At 62.2% G+C, this 14,421-nt stretch carries 11 protein-coding genes; all 11 read right to left on the bottom strand.

All coding sequences use genetic code 11. The features are described 5' to 3' along the window. Window positions 1-54: 54 nt before the first annotated feature. Entirely contained in the window at window positions 55-2,013 is a 1,959-nt protein-coding gene (locus tag HX818_RS02780; RefSeq protein ID WP_177019446.1) for an acetoacetate--CoA ligase, read from the bottom strand. A 169-nt stretch (window positions 2,014-2,182) separates the two neighbouring features. Further along, a complete protein-coding gene (locus tag HX818_RS02775) occupies window positions 2,183-2,956 on the bottom strand; it encodes a 3-hydroxybutyrate dehydrogenase (RefSeq protein ID WP_177019445.1) in 774 nt (257 codons plus the stop codon). A gap of 7 nt (window positions 2,957-2,963) precedes the next feature. Next, window positions 2,964-4,355 carry a GntP family permease gene (locus HX818_RS02770; protein ID WP_003208013.1) on the bottom strand — a complete coding sequence of 464 codons (1,392 nt, stop codon included), beginning with the start codon at window positions 4,353-4,355 and terminating at the stop codon, window positions 2,964-2,966. 296 nt (window positions 4,356-4,651) lie between these two features. Then, the gene (locus HX818_RS02765; protein WP_177019444.1) at window positions 4,652-6,049 is read right to left on the bottom strand and encodes a sigma-54-dependent Fis family transcriptional regulator; all 1,398 of its coding nucleotides are present in this window, start codon (window positions 6,047-6,049) and stop codon (window positions 4,652-4,654) included. Next, the gene (locus tag HX818_RS02760) at window positions 6,046-7,617 is read right to left on the bottom strand and encodes an ABC transporter ATP-binding protein (RefSeq protein WP_177019443.1); all 1,572 of its coding nucleotides are present in this window, start codon (window positions 7,615-7,617) and stop codon (window positions 6,046-6,048) included. Before HX818_RS02760 ends, HX818_RS02765 begins: the two co-directional genes overlap by 4 nt. An 11-nt stretch (window positions 7,618-7,628) precedes the next feature. After that, window positions 7,629-8,651: an ABC transporter permease gene (locus HX818_RS02755; protein WP_003208019.1), complete on the bottom strand. Its 1,023-nt coding sequence runs from the start codon at window positions 8,649-8,651 to the stop codon at window positions 7,629-7,631. Beyond that, on the bottom strand, window positions 8,651-9,712 hold the full coding sequence (locus tag HX818_RS02750; RefSeq protein WP_003208021.1) for a microcin C ABC transporter permease YejB: 1,062 nt from the start codon (window positions 9,710-9,712) through the stop codon (window positions 8,651-8,653). Before HX818_RS02750 ends, HX818_RS02755 begins: the two co-directional genes overlap by 1 nt. Then, window positions 9,712-11,571: an extracellular solute-binding protein gene (locus tag HX818_RS02745; RefSeq protein WP_003208022.1), complete on the bottom strand. Its 1,860-nt coding sequence runs from the start codon at window positions 11,569-11,571 to the stop codon at window positions 9,712-9,714. The genes HX818_RS02750 and HX818_RS02745 overlap by 1 nt, the downstream gene beginning before the upstream one ends. A gap of 140 nt (window positions 11,572-11,711) precedes the next feature. Continuing rightward, a complete protein-coding gene (locus HX818_RS02740) occupies window positions 11,712-11,993 on the bottom strand; it encodes a peptidylprolyl isomerase (protein WP_003208024.1) in 282 nt (93 codons plus the stop codon). Between the two features lie 87 nt (window positions 11,994-12,080). Further along, on the bottom strand, window positions 12,081-12,938 hold the full coding sequence (locus HX818_RS02735) for a response regulator transcription factor (RefSeq protein ID WP_032899610.1): 858 nt from the start codon (window positions 12,936-12,938) through the stop codon (window positions 12,081-12,083). 56 nt (window positions 12,939-12,994) lie between these two features. Further along, window positions 12,995-14,413 (bottom strand): aminotransferase, encoded by a 1,419-nt coding sequence (locus HX818_RS02730; protein WP_177019442.1) that lies wholly within the window; start codon window positions 14,411-14,413, stop codon window positions 12,995-12,997. Window positions 14,414-14,421 lie beyond the last annotated feature (8 nt).

The raw sequence follows: 14,421 nt of genomic DNA, 5'->3' as shown, positions 1-14,421 counted from the left end.
AATAGCATGCTTGAGGGGTTTGTCTTCAAATGAGTGCTTAAAGGCTAAAACGTTTCATCTTTCTGCCAGCTCCGGGCGATCACGAAATTGCTCCAGCGCCTCGGGGTTGGCCAGTGCGTCGGTGTTCTTGACCGCCTCGCCATGCACCACGTTGCGCACCGCCAGCTCGACGATCTTGCCGCTGATGGTGCGCGGGATATCCGTCACCGCGAGGATCTTCGCCGGCACGTGGCGCGGCGTGGTGTTGGCGCGGATCACTTGGCGGATCTGCTGCTCCAGGCCGTCGTCCAGTTCGATGCCATCGTTGAGGCGCACAAACAGCACCACCCGCACGTCATCCTGCCAGCGTTGGCCGATGGCCAGGCTTTCCAGGACCTGAGGCACTTTTTCCACCTGGCGATAGATCTCTGCGGTGCCGATGCGCACGCCGCCGGGGTTGAGCACGGCGTCCGAGCGGCCATGGATCAGCAAGCTGCCATTGGGTCGCTGTTCGGCGTAGTCGCCCTGGGCCCACACGCCCGGGAACTGGCTGAAATACGAGGCCCGCAGTTTTTCCTGGTGCGGGTCATTCCACAGGCCGATGGGCATTGCCGGGAAGTGCCGGGTGCACACCAGTTCGCCTTTTTCGCCCACCAGCGGGTGGCCCTGGTCGTCCCACACTTCGATAGCCATTGCCAGGCTCTTGCACTGCATCTCGCCACGGCGCACCGGCAGCACCGGGTTGCCGATCACGAAGCAGGACACGATGTCGGTGCCGCCCGACATCGACGACAGGCACACCTCGGGCTTGATCTCGCGGTACACGTAGTCGTAGCTCTGGGGCGACAGCGGCGAGCCGGTAGAAATCAGGCCCTTGAGGCTGCCCAGATCATGGCTCAGCCGCGGTTGCAGCCCGGCTTTCTCCAGGGTGGCAAGGAACTTGGGGCTGGTGCCGAACACGCTGATTTTTTCCTGGTCGATCAGGTCCATCAGGCGTTCCGGCCCGGGGTGAAACGGCGAGCCGTCATACAGCACCGCCGTGGCGCCGATGGCCAGTACCGATACCAGCCAGTTCCACATCATCCAGCCGCAGGTGGTGTAGTAGAACAGGCAGTCGTCCCGCGACAGGTCGGCGTGCAGGCCGTGCTCCTTGAGGTGGGTGAGCAGCACGCCGCCGGTGCCGTGGATGATGCACTTGGGCACGCCGGTGGTGCCGCTGGAATAGAGGATGTACAGCGGCTGATCGAAGGGCACGGCGACGAAATCGGGCTCGCCGCCGGGGCTGTAGAAGTCGTCCCAGAGCGCGACGTGGGCCCGGGTCTGATACTCCTCGGGACGCGCCTGCGGGCGGGCATACGGCACGATGATCAGTTGTTGCAGGGACGGCAGCCGTTCGAGGATTTCATTGAGCTTGCTGCTTTGGTCGATGACCTTGCCGGCGTAGCGGTAACCGGCGCAGGTGATCAGCACCTTGGGTTCGATCTGGCCGAAGCGGTCGATCACGCCCTGGGTGCCGAAGTCCGGCGAGGAGCACGACCAGATGGCGCCGAGGCTGGTGGTGGCGAGCATGCCTACCAGGGTTTGCCAGGTGTTGGGCATGCACGCGGCCACCCGGTCCCCCACGCCCACGCCGGCCGCCCGCAGGCTGCGTTGCAGGCCGCCGACATGGCGGGCCAGTTCGGCGTAGGTCAGTTGCTCGCGCTGGCCGTCTTCGCTGATCGCGACCACGGCGGGGTGATCGTCGCGGCGGCGCAGCAGGTGTTCGGCAAAGTTCAGGGTAGCGCCGGGAAACCACTGGGCGCTGGGCATCTCGGCGTCTTCGATCAGCACCGCGCTGGGCGGCGTGCGGAACTGCACCTCAAAAAACTCGACAATCGACTGCCAGAAGTCCGGGCGCTGGTCGATGCTCCACTGGTGCAGGGCCGGGTAGTCGCTGATCTGCAAGGCATGGCGATCATTGATGAAGCGCCGGAACTGGTCCATCCGGGTGTTGTGGATGCGTTCGGGGGAGGGTTGCCAGAGTATTTCGGACATAAGGAAATCTCTTTTTTATTATCTGATCTATCTAACGACACCGATCAAAATGTGGGAGCGGGCTTGCTCGCGAATGCGGTGGGTCAGTTCCAGATGTGTTAACTGATACACCGCATTCGCGAGCAAGCCCGCTCCCACATTTGAGCTGCGGTGTCTTGGGAATCGTCGTTTACTGGGCCAGCCAGCCGCCGTCGATATTCCACGCCGCGCCCCGCACCTGGCTGCCGGCTTCGCTGCACAGGAACAGCACCAGCTGCCCCAATTGCGGCGGCGTCACGAACTCCAGCGACGGCTGCTTCTCCGCCAGCAAATCCTGCTGCGCCTGCTGCGGGTCAACTCCGCTGGCAATGCGGTCATCAATCTGCTTCTGCACCAGCGGCGTCAGCACCCAGCCCGGGCAGATGGCATTGCAGGTGACATTACTCTGGGCGGTCTCCAGGCCCACCACCTTGGTCAGCCCGATCACCCCGTGCTTGGCAGCGACGTAAGCCGCCTTGCCCACCGAACCCACCAGCCCATGCACCGAGGCGATATTGACGATCCGTCCCCAACCCTTGGCTTTCATGCCCGGCAGGCTCAAACGCGTGCTGTGGAAGACCGACGACAGGTTGATCGCAATGATCGAATCCCAGCGCTCCACCGGGAATTCGTCCACCGGCGCCACATGCTGGATCCCGGCGTTGTTCACCAGAATGTCGATGCCGCCAAACTCGCGCTCGGCGTAGGCGATCATCTCGGCGATCTGCGCCGGGTCGCTGACGTCGGCCGGATGATGCCCGACCTTGCCGCCGAAGGCCTGCACCTGGGCGATCACCGCGCTGGCATCGCCGAAGCCGTTGAGGATCAGGTTGGCGCCGGCCTTGGCCAGGCTCAGGGCGATGCCCAGGCCGATGCCGCTGGTGGAACCGGTGACCAGGGCGGTCTTGCCGTTCAATGTCGTCATATCAACCTCACACAATGCCGGTGGCGTAGAAAGTACCAATCACCACGAACACCGCGAGGGTCTTGATGATCGTGATGCCGAAAATATCTTTATAGGCTTCGCGGTGGGTCAGCCCGGTGACCGCCAGCAGCGTGATCACGGCGCCGTTGTGGGGCAGGGTGTCCATGCCGCCACTGGCCATGGCGGCGACCCGGTGCAGTACTTCAAGAGGGATATTGGCCGCATGGGCCGCTGAAATAAAGCTCTCCGACATGGCCGCCAGCGCAATGCTCATGCCGCCCGAGGCGGAACCGGTGATACCGGCCAGCAGGGTCACGGTAATCGCTTCGTTGACCAATGGGTTGGGAATGCCCTTGAGCCAGTCCGCCAGCACCAGGAAGCCCGGCAGCGAGGCGATCACCGCACCAAAACCGTATTCCGAAGCGGTGTTCATCGCCGCCAGCAATGCCCCGCTGACCGCGCTCTTGCTGCCCTCGGCGAGCTTGCTGCGAATCGCCGAGAAGCCGAATACCAGCACTACGATGATTCCCACCAGCAACGCCGCCTGCACTGCCCAGATTGCCGTGAGCTTGGCGACTTCGGTCTGCACCGGCACGCTCATGCCCGGCAGGCTGAGGGTGTGGGTCTTGCCGTACCACAGCGGAATCCAGTGCGTGAACAGCAGGTTCATGATGCCCACCAGCAGCAGCGGCGACAGGGCGATCCATGGGTTGGGCAGCTTGATGTCTTCGGCGGTTTCCGGCTCGTTGCGCAGCTCGGTCCCATAGCCTTCACCGGCGCGCTGGGCCTTGTTGCGCTGGCGGGCCAGGTACAGCATGCCGGCGCAGAACACGAAGATCGTGCCGATCAGCCCCAGCCACGGCGCGGCCCAGGCGGTGGTGTTGAAAAAGGTGCTGGGGATGATGTTCTGGATCTGCGGCGTGCCGGGCAAGGCGTCCATGGTGAACGAGAACGCGCCGAGGGCGATGGTCGCCGGCAGCAGGCGCTTGGGGATATTGCTTTGGCGGAACATCTCGGCGGCAAACGGGTACACCGCGAACACCACCACGAACAGCGACACGCCGCCGTAGGTCAGCAGGGCGCACACCAGCACGATCACCAGCATCGCCTGGCGGGTGCCGAGCAACTGGATCGCGGCGGCGACGATGGAGCGCGAGAAACCGGAGATTTCAATCAGCTTGCCGAACACCGCGCCGAGCAGGAATACCGGGAAATACAGCTTGAGGAAGCCGACCATTTTCTCCATGAACACCCCGGTGAACGCGGGAGCGACGGCGGAAGGGTCGGTGAGCAGCACGGCGCCGAGGGCGGCGATGGGGGCGAACAGGATGACGCTGTAGCCACGGTAGGCGGCCAGCATCAGCAGCGCCAGGGCCGCTAGGGCAATGATCACACTCATGGTGTGTCTCCATCTGATTGTTATTTTTGTGGGGGTGAGGCGGTGGGGAGGGGCTATAGCGAGATGTGTGCCAAGTTATTAACCTGTTGAAATATATAGAGAAATTCTTGATCTGTGAGAGTGTTCTCAAGTTTTGTCCCGAATTTGAGACTGTTGGAGATCAAATGTGGGAGCGGGCTTGCTCGCGAATGCGGTGTATCAGGCAGTAATTCAGGCACTGACACACCGCATTCGCGAGCAAGCCCGCTCCCACATTGGATTTTCTCTGTATTTGGAATTGTGTCTCTTTTTTGAGACTAGGCGATGCCCAAGGCAACCATTTTCTTGTACAAGGTCGACCGGCCCAGCCCCAGCCGCTTCGCCGCCTCCACCACATTCCCCTCACAGTGCTTCAACGCCGCCCCAATCACCTGCCGATCAAACCGCTCCCGGGCCGCGCTGAAACTCTCGCCCTCAACGGTCTCTACCGAACTCTGCTCAACCGGGCTGAATGTACCAATTGCTGCGCGAATTTCACTGGCATCCAGCACCAGGTCATCACTCAACAGCGCCGCCCGCTCCAGCACATTGCGCAGCTCGCGGATATTCCCCGGCCACACATGCTGCGCCAATAACGCCAAGGCCTCGCGGTCCAGCTCATGCTGGCTGCGCAACTCCTCCAGAATCGCCTCGCTCAACGCCGGCAAATCATCCAGCCGCGCGCGCAACGGCGGCACCTGGATCGGCAGCACATTCAGCCGGTAATACAGGTCCGCCCGAAACTCCCCGCGCTTGATTGCCGCTTCCAGGTCCATGGACGTGGCCGCAATCACCCGCACATCACTGTGGATCATCTCGTTGGAGCCCACCGGCTCGAACTCTTTCTCCTGCAACACCCGCAGCAATTTGCTTTGCAGTGGTAGCGGCATGTCGCCGATCTCATCCAGAAACAGCGTGCCGCCCTGGGCAATCTGCAACTTGCCGGGGCGGCCCTTGCGGTCGGCACCGGTAAATGCGCCGGGCGCGGTGCCGAAGAATTCCGCCTCCAGCAAATCATGCGGGATGGCTGCGCTGTTGATGCTGACGAAAGCTTTATGGGCGCGAGGCGATGCACCATGAATCGCCTGGGCCAGCAGCTCCTTGCCGGTCCCGGTTTCCCCCAGCAGCAACACTGGCGACTCCGCGCTCGCACTGCGCCGCGCCCGACGTTTGACTTCCAGGCTGGCCGCGCTGGTGCCGATAAAGTGCGCGAAGTTGTATTTACTCTGCCGCGACCTCAGCAGCGACCGAGTGGAAGCCAGTTCCTGCTGCATGCTCAGGTAACGCTCGATCAGCGGCGACAGGTTGCGCAGCTCATCAAACAACGCAAACCCGATGGCGCCGATCACCTTGCCGGCGTCGTCATGGATCGGCAGGCGCATCACCACCAGCGGGCCTTTGGGCGTGTCCTGGATATCCAGCAATATCGGCTGGTCGTTACGCACCACCTGGCGCAACAGGCTGTTGGAAATCACCTGCTCGCAGGGTTGCCCGATGGCTTCGTCGGCGCTTTTCAGGCCGAAGCGCTTGGCGTAGCGCTCGTTCATCCAGACGATGTTCGCGTCACCGTCGACAATCACCGTGCCTTCGCTGGACTGCTCGATGATCTCGAACAGCGACTGGATCGCCAGGCCGCGAACGTATTGGTAATCCTTGAGGCTGCCAGTGGTGCTCATGGGTGCGCCGCCGCGAGGAGTTCCCGGGTGTAGGGGTGTTGAGGCGCGGCAAACACTTCATCGCTGGGCCCGCGGTCCACCACCTTGCCGTCCTTGATCACGATCATGTCGTGGGCCAGGGCCCGCACCACCGCCAGGTCATGGCTGATAAACAGGTACGTCAGGCCGTACTTTTCCTGCAGCTCAAGCAGCAGGGCGACCACCTGTTTCTGCACGGTACGGTCCAGCGCCGAGGTGGGTTCGTCCAGCAGGATCAGCGCCGGCTTGAGCACCAGCGCACGGGCGATGGCGATGCGCTGGCGCTGGCCGCCGGAGAATTCATGGGGGTAGCGATGGCGGCTGGCAGGGTCCAGGCCCACATCTTCCAGCACGCGAATCACTTGGGCTTCGCGGTCCTTGAGGCTGCACGGCGCATGCACTTCCAGGCCTTCGCTGATGATCTGCGCCACCGACATCCGCGGGCTGAGGCTGCCGAACGGGTCCTGGAACACCACCTGCATCTGCTTGCGCCACGGCTGCATCTGCTTTTGCGTCAGGCCGTCGAGGGCCTCGCCCTGGAAGCGAATCGTGCCGCTGGAATCCAGCAGCCGCAGAATCGCCTGGCCCAGGGTGGATTTGCCCGAGCCGGACTCGCCGACAATCCCCAGTGTCTTGCCGCGCTGTACCTCCAGGCTGATGCCATCCACCGCTTGCAGGTACTGCTTGCGCCGGAACAGCCCGCCGCCCAGCGGGAACTGCACACTCAGGTTATCCACCTGCAACACCGTCTCCCGCGCCTCGTGATTCAAGACGATGCCTGCCGGTTCAGCATCCAGCAGCAGGCGGCTGTAAGGGTGCTGCGGCGCGCAGAACAGGGTTTCGCAATCCGCCTGTTCGACAATCTCCCCGGCCTTCATCACGCACACCCGCTGGGCAATGCTGCGCACCAGGTTGAGGTCGTGGCTGATCAGCAGCAGCGACATGCCCAGGCGTTGTTGCAGGGACTTGAGCAGCAGCAGGATCTTGCGCTGCACCGTCACATCCAGTGCAGTCGTCGGCTCATCGGCAATCAGCAGTTCCGGTTCACAGGCCAGGGCCATGGCGATCATCACCCGCTGGCGCTGGCCGCCGGAGAGTTGGTGGGGGTAGGCCTTGAGGCGTTCCCGGGGCTTCTGGATGCCCACCAGTTCGAGCAATTCGAGGATCCGCGCCTGGGCCTGTTTGCCGCCCAGGCCCTTGTGCAACAGCAGGGTTTCGCCGATCTGCTTCTCGATGCTGTGCAGCGGATTCAGGGACGTCATCGGCTCCTGGAAGATCATCGCAATCCGGTTGCCCCGCAGTTTTTGCAGGGTGGCGGGCGAGGCGCCGAGCAGTTCCTGGCCGCGATAGCGCACCGAACCGGTGGTTTCGGTGCCGGCTTCGGGCAGCAGTTGCAGGATCGAATGGGCGGTCACCGATTTGCCCGAACCCGACTCGCCCACCAGCGCCAGGCACTCGCCGGGGCGCACGTCCAGGCACAGCTTGCGCACCACGGTCTGGCCGTTGAAGGCGACACTCAGGTCGCGAATCTCGATCAGGTTTTCAGTCATCTCAACGGCCTTCATGAGCGTGGGTCGAAGGCGTCACGCAACGCCTCGCCGATAAACACCAGCAACGACAGGATCAGCGCCAGGGTGAAAAACGCGGTCAGCCCCAGCCACGGTGCTTGCAGGTTCTGCTTGCCCTGGGCGATCAGCTCACCCAATGACGCGCTGCCGGCGGGCATGCCGAAACCGAGGAAATCCAGGGCGCTCAGGGTAGAAATCGCCCCGGTCAAAATGAACGGCAGGTAGCTCAGGGTAGCGGTCATCGCATTCGGCAGGATATGCCGGCGGATGATCTTGCCGTCCCCCAGGCCCAACGCCCGCGCGGCCTTGACGTACTCCAGGTTGCGCCCCCGCAGGAACTCGGCGCGCACCACGTCCACCAGGGCCAGCCAGGAAAACAGTGCCATGATCCCCAGCAGCCACCAGAAATTCGGTTCGACAAACCCTGACAGGATGATCAACAGATACAGCACCGGCAGCCCGGACCACACTTCCAATATTCGTTGCCCGAGCAAGTCGACCCAGCCGCCGTAATAACCTTGCAACGCACCCGCCGCGATGCCGATGGCGGCGCTGATGGCCGTGAGGGCCAGGGCAAACAGGATCGACACCCGGGCGCCGAAGATCACCCGCGCCAGCACGTCGCGGGATTGGTCATCGGTGCCCAGCCAGTTCACGCTGGAGGGCGGGCTGGGGGCAGGGCGGGTCAGCTCATAGTTGGGGGTGTCGTCGCTGAACGGGATTGGCGGGAACAGCATCCAGCCGCCGTCCTTCTTGATCAGGTTCTGCACGTATTCACTGCGGTAATCCGCCTGGAACGGCAGTTGCCCGCCGAACTCCTGCTCGGTGTAGCGCTTGAACACCGGGAAATACAGTTCGTTCTGGTAGCTGAGCACCAGGGGTTTGTCATTGGCGATCAACTCGCCGCCGAGGGTCAGGATAAACAGGCCGATAAACAGCCACAGCGACCACCAGCCGCGGCGGTTTTTCTTGAAGCGTTCAAAGCGCCGACGGGCCACGGGAGAGAGCTTGAGCATCAGGCGTTCCTCGCGGCGAAGTCGATACGCGGGTCCACCAGGGTGTAGCAGAGGTCACCGATGAGTTTTATCAAGAGGCCAAACAGCGTGAAGATAAACAACGAACCGAACACCACCGGATAATCCCGTGAAACTGCAGCTTCGTAGCTCATGCGACCGAGGCCGTCGAGGGAGAAGATCACCTCGATCAGCAGCGAACCGGCAAAGAACACCGCGATAAATGCCTGGGGAATCCCCGAGATCACCAACAGCATGGCATTGCGGAACACATGCCCGTACAGCACCCGACGTTCGCTCAAGCCTTTGGCCCGGGCGGTGACCACGTACTGGCGGGTGATTTCATTGAGGAACGAGTTTTTCGTGAGGATGGTCAAGGTGGCGAAGCCGCCGATCACCAGGGCGCTGACCGGCAGTACCAGGTGCCAGAAGTAATCGGCGATCTTGCCGACGGTGCTCAACTGGTCGAAGTTTTCCGAGACCAGCCCGCGCACCGGGAACCAGTTCAACGAAGTGCCGCCGGCGAACACCACGATCAGGAACATCGCAAACAGGAACGCCGGCATCGCATAGCCAATCACGATCGCCGTGCTGCTCCACACATCAAAACTGCTGCCATGGCGCACCGCCTTGCGAATCCCCAGCGGGATCGACACCAGATAGGTGATCAAGGTGGCCCACAGGCCGAGGGAAATGGTCACCGGCATCTTTTCGAGGATCAGGTCGGTCACGCTTTTGCCACGGAAGAAACTGTTGCCGAAGTCCAACTGGGCGTAGCTCTTGAGCATCAGCCACAGGCGTTCCGGCGCGGGCTTGTCGAAGCCGTATTGTTTTTCGATGTCCTTGATCAGTTTCGGGTCCAGGCCTCGGCTGGCCCTTGAACCGCTGCTGAGGCTTTCGGCAGACGAGCCGCCGACGCCACCGCCGCCGATGCCTTGCAGGTGGGCGATGGCCTGTTCCACCGGCCCGCCGGGCGCGGCCTGCACGATAACGAAATTCACCAGCAGGATAATCACCAGGGTGGGAATGATCAGCAGCAAGCGCCGCACGATATAGGCAAACATCAGCGGGCTCCCGGGCGTTTGGTCAGTTCGGCTTTCATCTGCTCGTTAGTGAGCGGTGTGGGGCTGATTTCCCACCAGGTTTCCAGGGCCTCATCGGTCTTGGCTTCCACGGCCGGGCGGCCGAAGCGGTTCCACCACGCGGCGGAGGTGCCCGGCGGGTAGTAGTTGGGGATCCACAGGTAATTCCATTGCAGCACGCGGTCCAGGGCGTGGGCGTAACTGAGCATCAGCGACTGGGTATCGGCCTTGACCAGGCCGTTGATCAGGCTGTCGACGGCCGGGTCTTTCAGCACCATGTAGTTGTTGGCGCCGGTATCAAACGCGGCGGCCGAACCGAAGTAGTTGTACAGCTCCATCCCCGGCGAGGTGGTAACCGGGAAGCCGGTGACGATCATGTCGTAGTCCCGGGCCATCAGGCGGTTGACGTATTGCGAGGAGTCAATGCGGCGGATGTTGAGGGTGATGCCGATCTGCGCCAGGTTGCGCTTGTACGGCAACAACAGGCGCTCAAGGCCGTTCTGGGCGTTGAGGAAGGTGAACTCCAGCGGCTCGCCCTCGGCATTCACCAGCTTGTCACCGTCGGGCTTCCAGCCGGCCTGTTCCAGCAGGGCCAGGGCTTGCAGCTGCTTGTCGCGGATCATCCCGGTGCCGTCGGTAGTGGGGGCCTTGAACACCTGGGTAAAGACTTCGTCGGGAATCTGCCCGCGCAGGGGTTCCAGAATCGCCAGCTCCTGGGCGTCCGGCAGTTGGGTCGCCGCCAGCGGGCTGTTGGAGAAGAAGCTTTGCTGGCGGATGTACATGTTGCGCATCATCTGCCGGTTGGCCCACTCGAAGTCCCACAGCATAGCCAGGGCCTGGCGCACGCGGCGGTCCTTGAACATCGGTTTTTGCACGTTGAACACGTAGCCCTGGGCCGGCTGCGGTGCCTCCTTGGCCAGGTGCGCGCGTTGCAGGCGGCCATCATCGAGGGCCGGGCCGTTGTAGCCGATGGAGTAGCCGGTGGCAGAGAATTCGCGGTTGAAGTCGTAGGCACCGCCCCGCAGGACCTGGCGCGCCACTTCGGTGTCGCCGAAGTATTCCAGGCTCAGGTGATCGAAGTTGTACAGGCCGCGGCTGATGGGCAGGTCTTTGCCCCACCAGTTCGGGTCACGCTTGAACGTGATGGTGTTGCCGGCATCCACCTTGCTGATGGTGTAGGGGCCGCTGCCGAGGGGAATCTCGTAGCCGCCGCCGTCGGCGAAGTTGCGGGTCTTCCACCAATGTTCGGGGAACACCGGCAGGGTCGCGACATCCAGGGGCAGGGTGCGGTTTTCATTGCTTGCGAAATCGAAGCGCACCTGGCGCGGGCCTTCGACTTCGACGTGTTTGACGTCGGCGAACAGCGTGCGGTAGCGCAGGCTGCCCTGGGTCATCAGCAGGTCAAAGGAGTAACGCACGTCTTCGGCGGTGATCGGTTGGCCATCGGCGAAACGCGCCTTGGGGTTCAGGTAGAAACGCAGGGACAGACCGTCGTCTGACCGCTCCATCTTTTCCGCCACCAGGCCGTAGACCGTGTAGGGTTCGTCCAGCGAACGCAGGGCCAGGGGCGAATACAGCCAGCCGTCGACCTGGCTGACCCCGATGCCTTTGTCGCCATAAGGCAGTACATGGTCGTAGCGCCCGATTTCGATCGCCGAACGCCGCAGGCTGCCGCCCTTGGGGGCATTGGGGTTGGCGTAGTCGAAATGGGTGAAGCCGGGTTGGTATTTGGCCGGCTCGCCGTACACGGTCAATGCCGATTGCGGCGCGGCGATCACGGCGGTGCTGGCCAGCAACAGGGCCAGGGTGGAGCAAAACAGGGTAGAAAAAGCGACTCGCATTATCAGCCTTGGGCGCCGGGTGAAGAGGTAAAGGGATTTGTACGCTATGCACGTACGCCTCGCCAGTCATCACACTGTCACAGATGCACAACGGCCCACCAAAGGGCGGGCCGTTGTTTTAAACATTAGCGCGGACTGGATCAGTCCTGACGGCTGGTTACTTCCAGCAGGTGATAACCGAACTGGGTTTTCACTGGGCCTTGCACGGTGTTGACCGGGGCGCTGAATACGACGGTGTCGAATTCCTTGACCATTTGGCCCGGGCCGAACGAACCGAGGTCGCCGCCTTGACGGCTGGATGGGCAGGACGAGTTGGCTTTGGCAACTTCGGCGAAGTCGGCGCCGCCTTCGATTTGCGCTTTCAGTTCGTTGCACTTGTCTTCGGTGGCAACGAGGATGTGACGGGCGGTGGCTTTGGCCATGAGGGGTATCTCCTTGGGTAAAAATGCTGAGCGTACCGGATTCAGGTGGTTATTTCCTGGCAAAGTTCCCCTGGGTTGCCTGGACGGTCAGGATCGGGCCATTACGCCGCTGTGGGTCAGCCAATCGATAAACAGCGCAAACAGCTCCGCCTGGGAGTTGATTTCAAGCTTGGTATACAAATGCTTGCGGTGCATGCGCACGGTTTCCGGGGAAATGCCCAGCACCTGCGCGGTGGATTTCACCGAGTGCCCACGCAATATCAGATGGGCGATTTCCCGTTCGCGCACGGTCAATACGCCGCTGCCAAAATGCATGAACGCCGCTTCAATCTGCTGATGCACCTGGGTCTGGGTGAAGGCCTCGTCGCTGATCACCTTGCACAGCCCGCCCGTGGTGCCGAAGCGGCGCAGCAGTTCGCGCACGATGGGTTGGGCGGTTCGTTGCAGTGCCAGTTGTTCGTCGCTGAACTGGCCGGCACTCAGCCCCTGGAACATGCACAACGAAATCTTGCTGTTGGGGCACAGGTCGACGATGTAGTAGCTCTCCTGGGCGCCGCCGCTGCGCAGGTAGTAGGTTTTGTAGTACTCGCTGTTGAAGAAATCGTCCGGGGCGATCTGCGCCAGGTGGTAGAAACCTTCGGCCAGGCCCTTGTCTACCGCGAGGCAGAACGGGTCCAGCAGGTAGCCCCGGGAGAAGTAACGGTTGATGATCTCTTCGTAGTGCGGCCGGGGGATGCCTTGCTGGTAGAGCAAGTGTGGCGCCTGGCCCTGGCGCTCCAGGCTGATCATCATCGATTCGATAGGGGTCAGCGCACTGAGGGCGCAGGCCAGGTGTTCGAGAAATGACGCTTCGTCGACGCTGGCGAAGGCGTGGGCCAACGCACCATTCCAGGCGTCAAGCACCTGGAAGGACGGGGCAGGGCAGTGATCGGCATGCTGGTTCATGCCGGCCAGTCTACCCGCCGGCCAGGGCCCCGGCAAAAGCACCGGGGCGCCCAGGCTCATCGGCCTTGATACTCGCCGCTCTGGCGCAGCTCTTCGGCGGTGTCGAGGATGCACTGGCGCAGGATTTCCACCACTTGATCCACCTGGGCATGGGTGATGATCAGCGGCGGCGACATCACATTCAGGTGGCCAATGGGCCGTACCAGCAATCCTTTGGCCTGGGCCCGCAGGTGGATCTTCTCGCCGATGTTCACCGCGTCCCGCAGCAGCGCCTTGGTGTGTTTGTCGGCGACGAACTCAATGCAGGCCATCAGCCGCTGGCAGCGCACATCGCCCACCAGCGGCAGGTTGGCCAGGGTTTGCAGGCGCTGTTCGAGGTACACACCGACGTCTTCGACATGGGCCAGCAGGTTTTCCCGCTCGATGATCTCGATGTTCTTCAGCGCCGCCACACAACTCACCGGGTGGCCGCTGTAGGTGAACCCGTGGGTAAAGCAGCGGCCCTTGCCCGGCTCGCCGATCACTTGCCAGATGCGCTCCGAGAAAATACACGCGCCCAACGGCAGGTAGCCGGACGTCAGGCCCTTGGCGGTGGTGATGATGTCCGGTTGCATGTCGAACACTTCCTGGGAGGCAAAGAATTTTCCCAGCCGGCCGAAGGACGTCACCACTTCATCCGCCACGTAGAGCAGGTCATAACGTTGGCAGACTTCCCACATGCGCCGGTGGTAACCCTTGGGCGGAATGATCACGCCGCCCGAGCCCATGATCGGTTCGGCAAAGAACGCGGCCACTTTGTCGGCGCCGATGGTCAGGATCTTGTCTTCGAACTCATCCACCAGGAAATCGAGGAACTGCGCCTCGCTCATGCCCTGCGGCGCCCGGTAGTAGTTGGGGCATGAAATGTGGTGGAACAAGTCGCTCATGAAATCGAATTCCGGCGCGCGGTCGGCGGCCTTGTTGCCGATGGACATCGTGAGGAACGTCGAGCCGTGATACGCACTGAAGCGCGAGATGATGTGTTTCTTCTCATGCTTGCCGCGACTGTTCTGATAGAACTGCACCAGGCGGTAGGCAGTATCGACGGCGGTGGAGCCGCCGGTGGTCAGGAACACATGATCAAGATCGCCGGGAGCCAGGCTGGCAAGCTTGGCGCACAGTTCGATGGCGGTGACGTTGGCCATGTCGCAGAACGGGTTGGAGTACGCAAGCTGGCGAACCTGGTTGGCGATGGCGTCTGCCATTTCCTCGCGGCCCAGGCCGATATTCGTACACCACATGCCGCCGACCGCATCCAGGTAGCGGTTGCCGGCGGTGTCGTAGATGTAGGCGCCGTCACCCGCCGCGATATTCAGTGAGCCTTGTTCACGGTGTTCGTCGAACATATGAAAACCGTGCATGTAATGGGCCTTGTCGGCGGCGTCCAGTTGGTCGTGGTCGAACTGGGCGAAAAAGTCAGGATTTGGCAGGGTCATGGCGTTTA

The sequence above is a fragment of the Pseudomonas sp. F9001 genome (genome assembly GCF_013385435.1).
Lineage (GTDB): Bacteria > Pseudomonadota > Gammaproteobacteria > Pseudomonadales > Pseudomonadaceae > Aquipseudomonas.
This window is presented reverse-complemented; position numbering and strand designations above follow the sequence as displayed.

Excerpts from the sequence above, each read along its gene's own strand:
- HX818_RS02740 (WP_003208024.1), bottom strand. The coding sequence starts at position 11,993 with ATGGCCAAAGCCACCGCCCGTCACATCCTCGTTGCCACCGAAGACAAG.
- HX818_RS02745 (WP_003208022.1), bottom strand. The coding sequence starts at position 11,571 with ATGCGAGTCGCTTTTTCTACCCTGTTTTGCTCCACCCTGGCCCTGTTG.
- HX818_RS02765 (WP_177019444.1), bottom strand. The coding sequence starts at position 6,049 with ATGAGCACCACTGGCAGCCTCAAGGATTACCAATACGTTCGCGGCCTG.
- HX818_RS02750 (WP_003208021.1), bottom strand. The coding sequence starts at position 9,712 with ATGTTTGCCTATATCGTGCGGCGCTTGCTGCTGATCATTCCCACCCTG.
- HX818_RS02755 (WP_003208019.1), bottom strand. The coding sequence starts at position 8,651 with ATGCTCAAGCTCTCTCCCGTGGCCCGTCGGCGCTTTGAACGCTTCAAG.
- HX818_RS02735 (WP_032899610.1), bottom strand. The coding sequence starts at position 12,938 with ATGAACCAGCATGCCGATCACTGCCCTGCCCCGTCCTTCCAGGTGCTT.
- HX818_RS02760 (WP_177019443.1), bottom strand. The coding sequence starts at position 7,617 with ATGACTGAAAACCTGATCGAGATTCGCGACCTGAGTGTCGCCTTCAAC.
- HX818_RS02770 (WP_003208013.1), bottom strand. The coding sequence starts at position 4,355 with ATGAGTGTGATCATTGCCCTAGCGGCCCTGGCGCTGCTGATGCTGGCC.
- HX818_RS02775 (WP_177019445.1), bottom strand. The coding sequence starts at position 2,956 with ATGACGACATTGAACGGCAAGACCGCCCTGGTCACCGGTTCCACCAGC.
- HX818_RS02730 (WP_177019442.1), bottom strand. The coding sequence starts at position 14,413 with ATGACCCTGCCAAATCCTGACTTTTTCGCCCAGTTCGACCACGACCAA.
- HX818_RS02780 (WP_177019446.1), bottom strand. The coding sequence starts at position 2,013 with ATGTCCGAAATACTCTGGCAACCCTCCCCCGAACGCATCCACAACACC.